General features: G+C 62.7%; 14 protein-coding genes. 9 read left to right on the forward strand and 5 right to left on the reverse strand.

The genetic code is table 11. The features are described from left to right. Positions 1-175: 175 nt before the first annotated feature. On the reverse strand, positions 176-2,620 hold the full coding sequence (locus BLR80_RS09120; RefSeq protein WP_171906398.1) for a DUF748 domain-containing protein: 2,445 nt from the start codon (positions 2,618-2,620) through the stop codon (positions 176-178). 270 nt (positions 2,621-2,890) lie between these two features. Here BLR80_RS09120 and BLR80_RS09125 point away from each other — a divergent pair, with 270 nt between their 5' ends. From BLR80_RS09125 to BLR80_RS09160, 8 genes are all read left to right on the forward strand, one after another. After that, the gene (locus BLR80_RS09125; RefSeq protein WP_092079005.1) at positions 2,891-3,307 is read left to right on the forward strand and encodes a hypothetical protein; all 417 of its coding nucleotides are present in this window, start codon (positions 2,891-2,893) and stop codon (positions 3,305-3,307) included. Positions 3,308-3,430: 123 nt separating this feature from the next. Then, positions 3,431-4,471 carry an MraY family glycosyltransferase gene (locus tag BLR80_RS09130; protein ID WP_143012128.1) on the forward strand — a complete coding sequence of 347 codons (1,041 nt, stop codon included), beginning with the start codon at positions 3,431-3,433 and terminating at the stop codon, positions 4,469-4,471. Further along, a complete protein-coding gene (locus BLR80_RS09135; RefSeq protein WP_092079010.1) occupies positions 4,468-6,405 on the forward strand; it encodes a polysaccharide biosynthesis protein in 1,938 nt (645 codons plus the stop codon). The genes BLR80_RS09130 and BLR80_RS09135 overlap by 4 nt, the downstream gene beginning before the upstream one ends. Before the next feature lie 18 nt (positions 6,406-6,423). Further along, positions 6,424-7,464, forward strand: a complete 1,041-nt coding sequence (gene galE, locus BLR80_RS09140) for a UDP-glucose 4-epimerase GalE (RefSeq protein ID WP_092079013.1) — start codon at positions 6,424-6,426, stop codon at positions 7,462-7,464. Continuing rightward, positions 7,461-8,339, forward strand: a complete 879-nt coding sequence (locus tag BLR80_RS09145; RefSeq protein WP_092079016.1) for a YicC/YloC family endoribonuclease — start codon at positions 7,461-7,463, stop codon at positions 8,337-8,339. The genes galE and BLR80_RS09145 overlap by 4 nt, the downstream gene beginning before the upstream one ends. Then, complete coding sequence (gene gmk, locus BLR80_RS09150) at positions 8,329-8,958, forward strand: guanylate kinase (protein ID WP_092079019.1); 630 nt, start codon at positions 8,329-8,331, stop codon at positions 8,956-8,958. The genes BLR80_RS09145 and gmk overlap by 11 nt, the downstream gene beginning before the upstream one ends. Positions 8,959-9,094: 136 nt before the next feature. Then, positions 9,095-9,304, forward strand: a complete 210-nt coding sequence (gene rpoZ, locus BLR80_RS09155) for a DNA-directed RNA polymerase subunit omega (protein ID WP_092079022.1) — start codon at positions 9,095-9,097, stop codon at positions 9,302-9,304. Positions 9,305-9,447: 143 nt separating this feature from the next. Beyond that, positions 9,448-11,610, forward strand: coding sequence for a RelA/SpoT family protein (locus tag BLR80_RS09160; protein ID WP_092079025.1), 2,163 nt, complete (start codon positions 9,448-9,450; stop codon positions 11,608-11,610). Positions 11,611-11,742: 132 nt separating this feature from the next. Here BLR80_RS09160 and rpmB read toward each other — a convergent pair whose 3' ends face one another. From rpmB to purM, 4 genes are read right to left on the reverse strand one after another with little or no spacing between them, the layout of a single operon-like run. Then, positions 11,743-11,931, reverse strand: coding sequence for a 50S ribosomal protein L28 (rpmB, locus tag BLR80_RS09165; protein WP_092079028.1), 189 nt, complete (start codon positions 11,929-11,931; stop codon positions 11,743-11,745). 36 nt (positions 11,932-11,967) lie between these two features. Beyond that, a complete protein-coding gene (locus BLR80_RS09170) occupies positions 11,968-12,510 on the reverse strand; it encodes a 2-thiouracil desulfurase family protein (protein ID WP_092079031.1) in 543 nt (180 codons plus the stop codon). Further along, entirely contained in the window at positions 12,507-13,184 is a 678-nt protein-coding gene (gene purN, locus BLR80_RS09175; RefSeq protein WP_092079034.1) for a phosphoribosylglycinamide formyltransferase, read from the reverse strand. The genes BLR80_RS09170 and purN overlap by 4 nt, the downstream gene beginning before the upstream one ends. Then, the gene (purM, locus tag BLR80_RS09180; RefSeq protein ID WP_092079037.1) at positions 13,184-14,233 is read right to left on the reverse strand and encodes a phosphoribosylformylglycinamidine cyclo-ligase; all 1,050 of its coding nucleotides are present in this window, start codon (positions 14,231-14,233) and stop codon (positions 13,184-13,186) included. Before purM ends, purN begins: the two co-directional genes overlap by 1 nt. A 375-nt stretch (positions 14,234-14,608) precedes the next feature. Between purM and BLR80_RS09185 the strand changes: the two genes are divergently transcribed. After that, positions 14,609-15,085: a GNAT family N-acetyltransferase gene (locus BLR80_RS09185; RefSeq protein ID WP_092079040.1), complete on the forward strand. Its 477-nt coding sequence runs from the start codon at positions 14,609-14,611 to the stop codon at positions 15,083-15,085. Positions 15,086-15,138: the final 53 nt, after the last annotated feature.

Genomic DNA, 15,138 nt, shown 5'->3' on the forward strand with positions numbered 1-15,138 from the left:
CTCCTGCGCCGCTGAAACAGGCGCAAGCGGCGGGTAACCATTGACCAGGGTTGTTTATTGCCTGCCATCATCCGGTGTTGCCGGCTACGCCTGCGGCTGTAGACCCCACCGGGCTGACAAACGGCGCCGCAGTAAAAAACGGTGCCGTTTGTCGGTTGGGTGATTACGGGCTGTTTTATTGACGTTGGAACAGCCCCCGCACGGCCTGGTCGAGCAGGTTGGCGGGTTGCTGTTCGGCTGGCGGTGGATTTTCTGCTGGCGGGGCTGTGGCATCGCTGGCCGTTGCGGTTGTGTCGCTGGGTTGGGGTGGCAGAAGTTTCTGCAGCAGCTGTTGTTGCAATTGCTGACCTGCCTGCTGGCCGAGGGCGCGGCTGTCCAAGGCAAAACGCGGTGCGCTGTAGCTGCCGGACAGTTTCAGCGGCAGCTGGCCCCAGCCGTCGGCACCGGTCAACAGGCGGCTGAAGCTGCCTTTGCGGTCGAGCTTTTGCATGAGCTCCGGTGCCAGGCTGGCGCCGAGGGTCAGATCGAGGCTGCCGTCCAGGCCGACTTGGCCCTGGGGTTTCATGCGCAGCCGGCTGCTGTCGAAAACACTGTCGATTTTGACCCGGCCACGGTCGAGCTGTATCCGGCCGTCAACCTGCCTGAAAACCAGTTCGCGCAGTTCGTCAAGCTGCAGGAAGGCTGCCAGGTCGCGGGTGAGCTGGTTGCCGCTCAGGCGACCGTCGGCCAGCTTGATGGAGCCGTTGCCTGAGAGATTCTGGCGTAGACTGTCGCTCAGGGTGCCCTGACCGTTGAGATCAAGGTTCAGATCGAGCTGGCCGAACAGGGTGCCGGCGGCAGCGGGCAGCAGGGCGCTCACCAGCGGGTCAGCCTGCAGGCCCTGCAATGTTGTTTTGGTCTGGTAAGCCAGCCCCTTGCGTCTGAGATCGACGCGGCCCTGCTGACTGAAGCTGCCGCCGAGGGTCTGGCCGGTGAGGTTTTCGATCGTCAGCTGGTTGTCGAGCAGGTGGTAGCGCAGTTCGAAATTGCGGATCGTCAGCCCCCTGTAACGGGCTTCGGTGATCTGAACCTGGCCATCAAGTTGCAGAGGAAGATCGAAGGGGCCGAGTTCTTCGGCGACCTTGGCGGGGGCTTTGCCGGTCGGCGTCGGCTGCTTGCCGGCGACTTGGGCCGGGGCGGCACTGGCAGCAAGCAGGGCATCGACATCAAAGCGCTCAGAGGTGATTTTCTGTTGCAGGCGGATGGGTTTGCCGAACAGGTTTTCTCCCTGCAGTTCAATGCGGGCCTGATTGGGGCCGGCCAGTAGGAGCAGTTCCGCTGCGTTGAGACGGTCCCCCTGGATTTGCACCGGACCGCTAAGGCTCGGACGCAGGCTGCCGACATTGGCCTGCACTTGCCGCAGTTCGATACGGGCCTGCTGTAGCAGGCGGGCGCCCTGATCGGCCGTGCCGCTGATTTGGGCCTGCAGGCTGAGGCTGCCGGCCGGATCGACGGTGGTCAGCTGCTGTGCCAGTTCCTGCGGCAGAGCCTTGAGGGCCTGGCGCAGGTCGAGCGGGGCCAGTTGCACCTGCAGATCCAGGCGGGGCTGGCGATTCAGGGCCTCAATCCGGCCAGTGGCGCTGGCGACAATGCCATTGAAATCGATTTCGGCCTGCTCCAGGTCCAGCTGCTGGCCCGGCCGGTTGAACTCAAGGGCGTAGCGCAGTGCCAGTGTGCTGTTGTTAAAGCTCAGTGCTGGCTCGGCGGCAAGACGCAGGCTCAGCGGATCGAGCCGCAGGCTGCCGCTGCTGCGCAGCTGGTCGGGGCTGCCTTCGGCCTGCAGGTCAAGGCTGAGCCGCAGCGCGTTGAGCTGGCCTGGCAACGGGTCTTGCAGGTAGGGCCGCAGCGGCAGCACATCGAATTGATCGAGCTGCAGCCGCAGGCTGATTTGCTGTCGTATCAGGTCGACTTGGCCGTCGAGCTGCAGGGGCGCGCCGCCAAGCCGGGCACGGAATTCGAACGGAAAGGGCCGGGTCAGGTCAATGTCGCTGGCGCCGAGCTGAACCTGGTCGATCCGGTACTGCAGGGGCGTTGTCGGATTGACGGCAGCGTCGAACCACAGCAGTTCGGCATCCTGCAGTTGCAGGCTGGCGATGTTGAGGTTGAGAGGAATGGCCGGTGTGGCGCCGCTGTCTGTGCCCAGGGTTTTTACCGGAGGCTCGGCTGCAGCCTGTTCTTTTGCCGTGGCGGGAGCGGCCAGCAGATCGGAAAAGTTAAACCGGCCGTCAGCCAGGCGCTGCAGGCGGATTTGGGGTTCGACCAGCCGGATTTCGTCGACCTCCAGGCGCAGCTGCAGCAGGGGCCACAACCGGTAACGCAGGCTCGCTTCCTTGGTGCGCACGAAGTCGGTCTGGCCATCCTGCTCCTTGATACGCAGATCCTGCAGCTGGATGCCGGAAAACAGGCGGATATCGATGGCGCCGAGTTCGACCTGCCGGCCGAGGGCCTGTTCGGCCAGCGGCAGCACCCGGGCGCGGATCTGTTCCGGGCTGATCAGCAGCTTGGCCAGCAGTGGCAGGGCGATGACCACGAGCAGCAGCAGGCCGGCGATAATCGCCACGATTTTCACAGAACGGATCATGGGGTTCTCCTTTGGCTCAAGGGCCGCGTTGCCTCCCCCCGAGACCCATCGGGGTTCGATCCCGCAGGGTACAACGGCGATCGGCTTCGCGAAGAGGCAGCAACGCAGCAGTTGGCAGTTTTGTGCGATGCCAGCAAGTATAACGCCCTTGACCCATATTCCCAGCATGCGCGGCCGGTGGTGCTGTTCATTCGTTGCTGGCTACCGTACACTGGCAGAAGGTCTTGATTGACCGCCCGGGATGGATGTCGTTAGCGAGGGAGATGGCCGATGGGAGAGCCGGTTGAGGTGTTGCTGGCTGAATTTGATACCTGGTTTGCCGCTCTGCCCCCGGCGCAACGGGGGCAGCTCAGCCGGTTGTTCTTTTTTCTGATCACCGATCAGGCCGAGGATTTTTTTATCGACGAAGCTCAGGCGCAGCGCCGTTTTGTTTTTTGGCGCCAACAGCCGGATTTCCCGGTGCGCCGACTGGCGCGACTGGCGCATCTGCGCGCGGTGTTTGACCTGATGCTGCAATCCACCACAAGCCTGCAGGGATTTCTTGCTGCCCTGCCGCAGAGCCCATTGCCGGCCGACTGTCTGTCGCTGGAAATGGCCCAGTGGCAGCGAACCCTGAGCGGTTGGCGGCGGCTATGCGACGAACGCTTGACGGCTGGTCGTTTGCAGGACTGCCTGTTGCCGCAATGATGGGAACGGCAACAGAGGCTTGTCGGCCGGACAAAAAAGAGTAAACTGCTGCCTTTGTTTTTTGTCTGTCCTGGCAGGCGTGTTTGTCTGGCCTGTTTTTTTCTGCTGCTGCGGAACTGGTGCATGGATTCTGTGAGCTGTTGCGCAAGCTGTCCCGCGCTTGGTGGCGTTGTCCTGCTGTTGCTGGTACTGCTTGCCGGTTTGTTGTGCTGGCTGGGTTGTCGTCTGCTGTGGTGGCTGGCGCCGCAACTGGGCTGGCTGGATGTGCCGGTGGCGCGCAGTTCCCACCGGTGGCCGACGGCCAAAGGGGCCGGGCTGGCCTTGTTGCTGGCGTTGCTGCTGTGTCAGGCTCTGCTGCAACTGCTGTTGCCGGAGCTGCGTCTTGATGCGCCACTGTTGCTGGCCCTGCTGGCCATGGCCGGTCTGGGTTTTCTGGCCGATCGTACCCGGCTGGCGGCTGGCTGGCGGCTGCTGGGGCATCTGCTGGTGGCGGCCGCTCTGCTCTGGGGCGAAGGCTTTCCCCCTGTTTCCGGCCTGGCGCTGCTGCTGTTTGTGGCTGGCAGCAGCAACTGCTATAACTTCATGGATGGCATCAATGGCCTGGCTGGCCTGACTGGCCTGACGGCCTTTGCTGCCCTGCTGCTGTATGGTCTGACCATCGCCGGCTTGCCGCCAGCGGCGCCGGAGCTGGTTCTGGCCGCCGTGCTGGTGGCGGCCTGTGGCGCTTTTCTGCCCTGGAATCTGCCGCAGGCGCGGCTGTTCCTGGGCGATGTCGGCAGCCTGTTGCTGGGTTTTGCCTTTGCCGCGCTGGTGGTTCGGCTGGCGGACGGTTGGGCCAGCTTTTTGTTGCTGGCGGGTTTTCTACTGCCCTTTTATGCCGATGAAGCCAGCTCCATGGTGCTGCGGCTGCGGCGCGGACAGAGCCTGCTGCGGCCTCATCGCAGCCATCTGTATCAGTTGCTGGCCAACGAGGTCGGTTGGTCGCATGGGCGTGTCAGCCTGCTCTATGTGTTGGTGCAATTGCTGCTGATAAGCCTGTTGCTGTGGCAGCGGCATCATCCGGTGGTTCTTTTGCTGCTTTGGCTGGTGACCTTTGCGGTGTTTGGCGCTCTGTCGGCCTGGTTGCAGCGACGTCTGCCTTTTGTCGGAAACGAGAATCCGTGAATCCTTTTTTACTGTATAACCGTCGCCTGCTGATTGCGCTGGTGCAGGCGTTGCTGATTGCCCTGGCGCTGTGGCTGGCGCTGGCGTTGCGCTACGATGTGCCCCTGCCACCGGCAGTGAACATTCAGTGGCAGCAGCTGGTGCCCGTGGCGCTGGTCCTGAAGATTGTCCTGTTCTATGTCTGCGGTTTGTTTCGCGGCTGGTGGCGCTACATTTCGCTGGATGATTTACTGGTGTTGTTGCGCGGCAACCTGCTGGCCTCGCTGGCCCTGGCGCTGGTGGTCAGGCTGGCGGGAACGCGTCTGGGGCTGTCACCGGCGCTGCCGCTGGCGGTGCTGCTGCTTGATGGTTTGCTGTGCTTTCTGTTGATGACCGCCGTGCGGGTGTTAACGCGCCTGTTTCGCGAGCGCTACTATCCTCACGCCGATGTGGCGTCCCAGCAGCCGGTTCGGTTGCTGTTGGCCGGCGCCGGTCGTGCCGGTCAGGCCATTGCCCGCGAATTGCGTTTCAGCCGTCAGCCCGGCTATCAGCTGGTCGGTTTTGTAGACGATGATGAGGCCAAGCAGAAAACCAGTTTCCAGGGGGTGGCAGTGCTGGGCCGTTGTGACGAATTGCCCCAGTTGTGCCAGCGGTACGACATCACCCAGGTGATCATCGCCATTCCCTCGGCCCAGCGCCAGCAGATCCGCCGGCTGGTGGAGCTGTGCCGCAGCGCGCGGGTTACCAGCAAGATTCTGCCCAGCGTCAGCGAGCTCATTGATGGCAGTGTCAGCGTCAATCTGGTGAAGGATGTGGCGTTGGAGGATCTGCTCGGTCGTCAACCGGTACGGCTCGATACTGCCGGCATCGCCGCCTGTTTGCGTGACCAGGTGGTGTTTGTCAGTGGCGCCGGCGGCAGCATTGGCAGTGAACTCTGTCGTCAGATCGCCCGTTTTGCTCCGGCCCGCCTGATTCTGTTCGAGAATGCTGAAACGCCGCTGTTTGCCATCGAACAGGAACTGGTGCAGCGGTTTCCCCGGGTGCCCATTGTGCCGGTGCTGGGCGATATTCGTTACCGGGCACGGGTTGAAGCCATCTTCGATGAGCAGATGCCGCAGGTGGTGTTTCACGCCGCGGCCTATAAACATGTGCCGATGGTGGAATGCAACCCGGCCGAGGCGGTCAACAACAACATCCGCGGTACCCAGGTGCTGGCGGAAACCTCCAGCCGGTTCGGGGTTGATCGTTTTGTGATGATCTCAACGGACAAGGCGGTCAATCCCACCAGCATCATGGGTGCCACCAAGCGGGTGGCGGAGCAGTTGGTGCAGGCGCTGGCACGGCGCAGCCGTACCTGCTTTGTCACGGTGCGTTTCGGCAATGTGCTGGGCAGCAACGGCAGCGTGGTGCCCATCTTCAAGGAACAGATCGCCCGGGGTGGACCGGTGACCGTGACCCATCCGGAGGTGACCCGTTTCTTCATGACCATTCCTGAGGCTACCCAACTGGTGTTGCAGGCGGCGGCCATGGGCCAGGGCGGCGAAATCTTTTTGCTCGACATGGGCGAACCGATGAAGGTGCTGCATCTGGCCGAGGAACTGATCCGGTTGTCGGGCAAGGTGCCTTACCGCGAGATCGCCATCCAGTATACCGGCCTGCGGCCGGGGGAGAAGCTCTACGAGGAACTGCTGCTGGCGGCCGAGGGGGTCAAGAGCACGCCGCACGAGAAGATCTGTATCGCTGCCGGGGTCTGCGCCCAGGATGAGAACCTGTTGCTGCTCCAGGTCGAACAGCTCTACAGTGCCGCCCGTCGGCTCGACTTGACGGCGGTGGTGGAGGGGCTGCGCCAGCTGGTGCCCGAATTCAAGTCGGAACGGATGGGGCCGTGCCGCCACCGACCACAGCCTGTTCGGCCGATTGACGCCGGCACGGCGGGCGGTGGCATTGAAGGCTGAACGCTGGGGCAGGGGGCGATGGTGATTCTGGTAACCGGCGGTGCCGGCTATATCGGTTCGCACTGCTGTGTCGAATTGCTGCAGGCGGGTCACGAAGTCGTGGTGGTCGATAACCTGAGCAACGCCTCGGCTGAATCCTTGCGCCGAGTCGAGCGGATCACGGGCCGCAGCCTGTGGTTCGAGCAGGCCGATGTGCGTGATGCCACGATCCTGCAGCGGCTGTTTGCCGCCCGGCGGATCGATGCGGTGATGCATTTCGCCGGTCTGAAGGCTGTGGGCGAGAGTGTCGCGCGGCCGCTGGATTATTATGACAACAATGTCCAGGGTACACTGGTGCTGTGCCGGGTGATGGCCGCCGCCGGTTGTCACCGGCTGGTGTTCAGTTCGTCGGCCACCGTCTATGGCGTGACGGCGCGTATGCCCCTTGACGAACAGGCGCCATTGCAGCCCGCCAATCCCTATGGCCGCAGCAAATGGATGGTGGAGCTGCTGCTGCGCGATCTGGCGGCGGCCGATAACCGCTGGCGGGTCGCGCTGCTGCGTTATTTCAATCCCGTCGGCGCCCATGTGTCGGGCCGGATCGGCGAAGATCCGCGCGGTGTGCCCAACAATCTGGTGCCCTACATTGCTCAGGTGGCCATCGGCCGGCGGCCACGGCTGCAGGTGTTCGGTGGCGACTATGCCACGCCTGACGGAACCGGCGTGCGGGATTACATTCATGTGGTCGATCTGGCGCGGGGGCACCTCAGTGCCTTGCAGGCGTTGGAAGGGCCTGCGGGGGTGTTGACGGTGAATCTGGGGACCGGCCGGGGTTATTCGGTGCTGGAGATGGTGCGCGCCTTCGAGCGGGCCAGCGGTCGGCCCGTGCCCTATGACATTGTTGCCCGCCGGCCCGGCGACACGGCCATCTGTTATGCCGATACCCGTCTGGCAGCCGAGCGGCTTGGCTGGCGGGCCGAACTTGACATCGACAGGCTCTGTGAAGATACTTGGCGCTGGCAAAAGCGCAATCCGTGCGGCTATGCCGATGAGATGACGAGCGAAGGTGACAACCAATGAACAGTATGACAGGCTATGGCAAGGGTCGCCAGGCAGGGCCGGACGCGCTTTATGTTGTTGAAATCAAGACAGTCAATCACCGTTATGGTGATATCACGGTCAAGCTGCCGCGTGCCCTGTTGTTTCTTGAAGGTTCGCTGCGTAGTCGGGTGTCGCAGCGGTTGGCGCGCGGCAAGATAGATGTCTACGTCAGCCGCGAACCTCTGGCCGAAGGCGCGGTGGAGCAGCCGGCGCTCAACGTGCCTCTGGCCGATGCCTACATGCGGCTTTATCGCGAGGTGGCGGCGCGTTACGACCTGAAGGCCGAGGTGCCGCTGTCTTTGCTTTGTGGCCAGCGCGATATTGTGCTGTTACAGGAGGCTGCCACCGACGAGGGGCAGGCGAGCGAGCAGCTGTTTGCCGCTCTGGATCAGGCGCTGCAGGCCTTGCAGGCCATGCGGGCGCGTGAGGGCGCGGCGCTGGCGCAGGATATCGGCCAACGGCTGGAGGGGTTGCAGCCGGCGCTGGCGGCCATTGAGGCGCGGGCCGCTCAGGTGGTGGCGGAATGGGGTGAGCGGCTGCGCGAGCGGATCGCGCGTCTGCTGACTGAGGTGCCGGTGGATGAACAGCGGCTGGCCCAGGAAATTGCCCTCTGTGCGGATCGTTGTGATATCAGCGAAGAGGTGGTGCGTTTCAAAAGCCATCTGGCCCAGTTCCGTGAGCTGCTGGCCAGCGACGAGCCGGTCGGCCGGCAGATGGATTTTCTGATTCAGGAACTCAACCGCGAGACCAATACCATGGGTTCGAAATCCAATGACGCCGAGCTGACCCGGCAGGTGGTGGCCATCAAGGCCGAACTGGAGAAGATGCGCGAGCAGGTGCAGAATGTCGAGTGAGAACGCGTCCTGCGCCGCCGGCACGCTCTATGTGGTGTCGGCACCATCCGGCGCCGGCAAGACCACCCTGTGCCGTGGTCTGTTGCAGCAGTTCCCCGATCTGTCCCTGTCGGTCTCCTATACCTCGCGGCCGTCCCGCCCCGGCGAGCGCGATGGGCACGACTACCATTTCGTCAGTGCGGCCTGTTTCGAGAGGATGATTGACGAGGGTGCCTTTGTCGAATGGGCGCGGGTACACGATAACTATTATGGCACCAGTCTGGCGGTGCTGCGTCAGGCCAGTGCCGCCGGCCAGGATCTGCTGCTGGAGATCGATGTGCAGGGCGCCGAGCAGCTGCGGCTGGCCGGTTTGCCGCTGGTGTCCATCTTTATCGCGCCCCCTTCGCTGGCGGAGCTGCGTCGCCGGTTGGAAGGTCGCGCCAGCGACAGCGCCACCGTGGTGGCCCTGCGGCTGGAGAACGCTCGTACGGAAATGGCGGCGGCCGAGCGCTACGATTATCTGATTGTCAACGATACGCTGGCCCAGGCCCAACTGCAGCTGCAGGCCATTGTGCTGGCCCAGCGCTGCCGCAGCCCGCGGGTGCTGGCCCAGTGGCGCAAGCGTTGGCTGCAGGAGTGAGAAGTCTTGCCGAAGTTGGCGCAACGCTGCTAGAATCGCCCGTTTGCTGTGCCGGTTGCCTGCGGCGGTCGGTGCACCACGGATTTTTTCATTCCCCGGGGATTGATGTGAGAATCCCGCGACAGGAGAACCCCAGATGGCACGTGTAACCGTCGAAGACTGTCTTGAACAGATTTCCAATCGTTTTCAGCTGGCCATGGTAGCCGCCAAACGGGCCAAGCAGCTCTATCGTGGCGCGCCGCCGCTGATCGAGAATATCTCCGGCAACAAGAAGGTGGTGCAGGCACTGCGCGAAATCGCCGCCGGCTGTGTGCCTTACGAGGCGCCTGAAAACCGCAATCGCTAGTCTGTCGCTGCCGTGCGAGATCCTCCGGATCTGGGCGCGGCAGTGGTTTTTCTGGCAGCGCCATTATTCATCGTTATTCTTCCCGTTTCCGTACTCTGGCGCGTTGGCGTTGGGTGCGGCCAGCCTTTTTGCGGATTGCCCCTGTGACCTCCCTGGATGATTTTCGTGACGCGGTCAGCGCCTATCTGCCGGACGCTGATCTCGACCTGCTCGGGCGTGCCTACAGTTTCAGTGAGAAGGTGCATCGGGGTTACCGTCGGCCCGGTGGTGAGCCGGCGTTCAGCCACCCCTGTGCCGTGGCGGCCATTCTGGTGCGTCTGCGCATGGATGTGCCGACCATTGCCGCAGCCCTGGTTCACGATGTGCTGGAACGGCAGATGGCGACGGTGGACGAGATCGAGCAGCAGCTCGGTGCGCCCATTGTCCGGCTGGTTGAAGGGCTGACCAAGATCAACAGCCTGATCTATCACAAGGCCGGCGAGCGTCAGAGCGAAAGTTTTCGCAAGATGCTGCTGGCTATCGCCCGCGATGTCCGCATCATTCTGCTGAAGCTGGCCGATCGCTTGCACAACATGCAGACCCTCAGCTGTCTGCCACCCCAGACCCAGCTGGCCCTGGCGCGCGAAACCATGGAGGTTTACGCGCCCATGGCCAACCGCATGGGGATCAGCTGGCTCAAGAGCCAGCTGGAGGATTTGTGCTTCAAGTATCTGTGGCCGCAGGAATACGACGCGCTGCAACGGCAGATTCGCGCATTGCGCAACGATGCCAGCGACCAGTATGTCCAGCATGTCAAAGAGCAGATTCAGCAAAAGCTGCAGGCTCAGGGTATCGAAGGACAGGTTTCCGGCCGCAGCAAGCACCTCTATTCCGTTTATCGCAAGCTGCAACGCCAGAAGGCCGAACTGGATCAGCTTTATGATCTGATCGCATTTCGCATCATCGTGCCGACGGTGCGGGAATGCTATGCCGCCCTGGGGATTGTCCATGCCGCCTGGAAGCCTATTTCCGGCCGCTTCAAGGACTACATCGCCATGCCCAAGGCCAACATGTACCAGTCGTTGCACACCTCGGTGATCGGGCCGTATGGCAAGCGCATGGAGGTGCAGATCCGCACCGAGGAGATGCATCGTATTGCCGAGGAGGGCATCGCCGCCCACTGGCTCTACAAGGAAGGTCGCAGCGGCGCCTCCAGTGAAGAGAAGCGCTTCAGCTGGCTGCGTCAGATGGTCGAATGGCAGCGCGAGTTGCAGGATTCCCAGCAGGTGGCGGCCGAGACCCATATCGACCTGTTTCCGGAAGAGGTTTACGTTTTCACGCCCAAGGGTCATGTACGCGAATTGCCCAAGAACGCCTGCCCCATCGATTTTGCCTACGCCATTCACGGTGATATCGGTCATCGCTGTGTCGGGGCCAAGGTTAATGGCAAGATGGTGTCGCTCAAAACCCCGTTGCGCAATGGCGATGTGGTGGAGGTGCTGACCTCACCGAACCAGACGCCGAGCAAGGACTGGCTGAATTACGTCAAGACCTCCAAGGCCCGCAACCGCATCCGTCACTGGGTCAAGAACCAGGAACGCCAGCAGAGCATTCAGCTGGGGCGCGAGATGCTGGACCGGGAACTGCGCAAATATCGGATCAGCCTTAATCGGGCGTTGACGGAAGCGCCCATGGCTCAAGCGGTTTCTGAGCTGGGTTTTAAGTCGGTCGAAGAATTGCTGGCGGCGGTGGGCTACGGTAAGCTGTCGGCCGGTCAGGTCAGTGGTCGTATTGTGCCGCCGGAACAGCTGCGGGCGGCGCGGCCGAAGTTGCCGGCTCTGGGGCGTGTGCTTGAAAAGGTCCGGCGCAAGCCATCGACCAGCGCCATTCGCCTGCAGGGAATCGACAACGTGCTGGTGCGTTATGCCAAGTGTTGCAACCCGCTGCCGGGTGATCCCATCGTCGGGTTTATCACCCGAGGTCACGGTATCACGGTGCACACGGCCGATTGCCCCCATCTGCTGGAGGCCGATCCGCAGCGGCGGGTCGATGTTGCCTGGGAGCAGGACAGCAAGAGCAGCCGTACGGTGCGCATCCAGGTGTTCTGCCACGATGGCAAGGGTGTGCTGGCCGAGATCACGGCCACCATCAGTCAGTGCGAGGCCGATATCGTCAGTGCACGGGTGCACGCCGAGGGCAATCGGGGCTTCAATGAATTCGAGATCGCCGTTGCCAATGTTGAGCACCTCAATCAGGTGATGCAGGCGCTGCGCAAGCTCAAGGGGGTCTATCGGGTTGAACGGCTGCGCGAGGGCCACGGCCACTGAAGCGGTTGTGCTGCGGCCACTGCCCGGCGGTTGATGCCGAGGGTTCAAACAAAAAGAGGAAGGTTCCGTTGGGAAACCTTCCTCTTTTTGTTTGGTTCGTGGTGCTGTCGCCGGCCGGGCCGGCCGCGAACGTCAGGCCTTGGTGATGGCGCCGGAACGGATGCAGCGGGTGCAGACCTTGACGGTTCTGACGCTGCCTTCCTGCAGGGCACGCACCTTCTGCAGGTTCGGATACCAGACCTTGCGGGTTTTATTATGGGCATGGCTGACGTTGTTGCCGGTGACAGGTTTCTTACCACAGATTTCACATGTTCTGGACATTGCCTTCAACCTCCTGGGAATTTGAAACACGTATAGCTAGCATGATTCGCCGCTGGTCGCAAGAAACTTTTGGCGGCTTTCTGTGTTTTGGCTGCTACTGGCCAGTAGATGCTGGCGCAGAGCGGGCAGTTCGTCTTCGCTGAACAGGGCAACTCCCTGTTGAGCCAGCAGGGCGGCCGTGACGCCCCGCCCGGCACTGCATTCCTGTCCCAGGTAGACCTGATGACTGCCGCACGAGGGGCTGCGCTCCTTGAGCAGGGCACAGCGGCAGCCAGCCAGCCGGGCGATTTCAAGGGCCTGATGGGCGCCGTGGACAAAGGCGGCACTGCGGTCAATGCCGCCACTGTCGCACAGGCGGGCTTCGCCGCGCAGCAGCGCCTCGCCGTCACCGGCGGTGAAGCAGCAGGGTAGCCGCGGCGTCGCCAGACCGCCAAGCTGCTCCGGGCAGATCGGTACCGGAATCAGCGCCAGTTGCTGCAGCAGGGCCTGCACAGACAGACTGCCCTTGCTGGCGCCATCGTAGCGGGTGGTCAGCCCCAGCAGACAGGCGCTGACCAGCAGGGGCCGGGGAGCGGTCATCGGGGCAGGGGCGGCTGGATCAGGGTAGGCTGGGGACCGGCGGCCAACTCGGCGCGGATGCGAACCCGGCGGCCGGCGATTTCCAGGGCGCCGCGGGCGAACAGGTCGATGGCGTAGGGATAGATACGGTGTTCCTGTTCGAGGATGCGGGCCGAGAGGCTCTCTTCCGTGTCGTTATCGAGTACCGGCACCACCGCCTGGACGATGATGGGGCCGGTATCGACGCCGCCATCGACAAAGTGGACGGTACAACCGGCAAAGCGTACCCCATAGTCGAGGGCTTTCTTCTGCACATGCAGGCCGGGAAAGGCCGGTAGCAGTGCCGGATGGATATTCAGAATGCGTTGGGGAAAGGCCTCGATGAAGGCCGGCCCGACGATGCGCATGAAGCCAGCCAGCACCACCAGATCAACCTGATGGTGCTGCAGCCGTGCCACCATGGCAGCATCGAAATCCTGCCGGCAGGAGAACTGCCGGTGATCAAGGCATTCATGGACCAGCCCGGCGCGGGCGGCTCGTTGCAGGGCGCCGGCGTCCGGGTTGTTGCTCAGCACGCAGGCGATGCGCGCAGCAATCTGGTTGGCGGCACAGGCATCAATGATGGACTGCAGGTTGGTGCCACCACCTGACGCGAGCACGCCCAGGCGGATCGGTTGCGGCGCCGGTTGCGACATCAGTCGAGCAGCTCCACGACCGGTTCACTGTTGTGTCCTCGGGCAATATCGCCAATTACCCAGGCGGTTTCGTTAAGGCCCTTCAGTCGCAGCAGCACCTCGTCGGTCTGTTCCTCGTCCACCACCAGCACCATGCCGAGACCGTTGTTGAAGGTACGGTGCATTTCGTTATCGGTAATGTTGCCTCCCTGCGCCAGGATGTCGAAGATGGCCGGGCGCTGCCAGCTGCCGCGCCGGATGCGGGCGACGCACTGGTGCGGCAGTACTCGTGGAATGTTCTCCAGTAAACCACCGCCGGTGATGTGGGCCATGGCCTTGATGGAAAAATCGCGGATCAGGTTGAGAATGGTGCGCACATAGATGCGCGTCGGCGTCAGCAGTTCCAGGCCGAGGGGCTGATCGAGACCATCGAGATGGGCATCGAGGTTCAGTCCCATGCGCTCGAACAGAACCTTGCGGGCCAGGGAGTAGCCGTTGGAGTGCAGGCCGCTGGAGGCGATGCCGATCAGGGTGTCGCCGACGGTGACGGTGGAACCGTCGATGATGCGGTCGTTGTCGACCGCGCCAACGGTGAAGCCGGCCAGATCGTATTCGCCATCGCCGTAGAAGCCCGGCATTTCGGCGGTTTCACCACCGATCAGGGCACAGCCGGCTTGGCGGCAGCCTTCGGCGATGCCGCCGATGATCGCCGCGGCTTTTTCCGGCGCCAGTTTGCCGGTGGCCAGGTAGTCGAGAAAAAACAGGGGCTCGGCGCCCTGCACGATGATGTCATTGACGCACATGGCGACCAGATCAATACCGACGCTGTCGTGCTTGTCGAGATCAAAGGCCAGCTTGAGCTTGGTGCCGACACCATCGGTCGACGAGACCAGAACCGGCTTTTTATATTTGTCGGCGTGAAAGGAAAACAGTCCGCCGAAACCGCCGATATCGGTCAGAACTTCGGGACGGGCGGTAGATTTGACCAGCGGTCGGATCATTTTGACCAGACGGTTGCCGGCATCGATATCCACGCCGGCGTCCTTGTAGGTCATCTGTTGTTTGTCCACGGTGACGGCTCCTTCATGCAAAGTGGCGACAAGTAATAAATCAGTGGCGCGCGCCTTGTCAATGTCAAACGCCTGAGCTGGCCGCTTTGCGGTTTACAGTGCGCCGGGCCTGACATACTATGGCGGGTCCATTGCCCCTTGGGCGCTGTTGGTGTGGCCCCGTTTGTTGGGTGCAGTTTGAGCAGGTTTTAGCGGCGTCTGTCTGCCGCTGCCGTCTTCCGAGTGTAGCCGATGGCCTGCTGTTTGCCAGCCAGGGTGGCTCGCTGAACGTCGTTTTTCGCTGAATTCCCGGAAATCTGTCGTTGCCGACCACAGGTGCTTGCTGGCCGGCCAGGCGCTCAGTTTTTCTGGTCTTTGCCCTGTCCGGGAGGCCCGATGTCTTCTCTGCTTGCCGCCGACTGGCTCGTGCGCCCGCTGGCAACGACGGATCTGCCGCTGGTGCTGGTGATTGAGCAGGCCAGTTATCGCCTGCCCTGGAGTGTCGATCTGTTCGCTACGCTGCTGCAGGCGCCCGATGCCCTGGCCTTGGGTTGTCTGCAACCAACGCCGGAAGGTGCCTTGCTGGCCGGTTATCTCTGCGGCCAGTGGCTGCCTGATGCGGTGGAGATTCACAATGTCGCCAGTCGGCCGGATCTGCGGCGCTGCGGCGTGGCCCGGCGCCTGTTTGCGGTGCTGGAGGCGCAGATGCGACAGCGGGGCTGTGATCAGATGCTGCTGGAGGTGCGGCGGGGCAATCTGGCGGCCCTGAATCTCTATCTTCAGCTTGGCTTCGTCGAGCAGGGCTGCCGCCGGGGCTATTACCGCGATGGCGAGGACGCTCTGCTGCTGGGACGATTGTTGGCGCCGGTGTAGACGGGAGTCCACAGTCGCCGGCTGCCTGGCCGCTACCGTCGTTGCTGCTGCAT

Origin of the sequence: Desulfuromonas thiophila (assembly GCF_900101955.1) — a bacterium.
In the GTDB taxonomy this organism is placed as follows: Bacteria; Desulfobacterota; Desulfuromonadia; order Desulfuromonadales; family Desulfuromonadaceae; genus Pseudodesulfuromonas; species Pseudodesulfuromonas thiophila.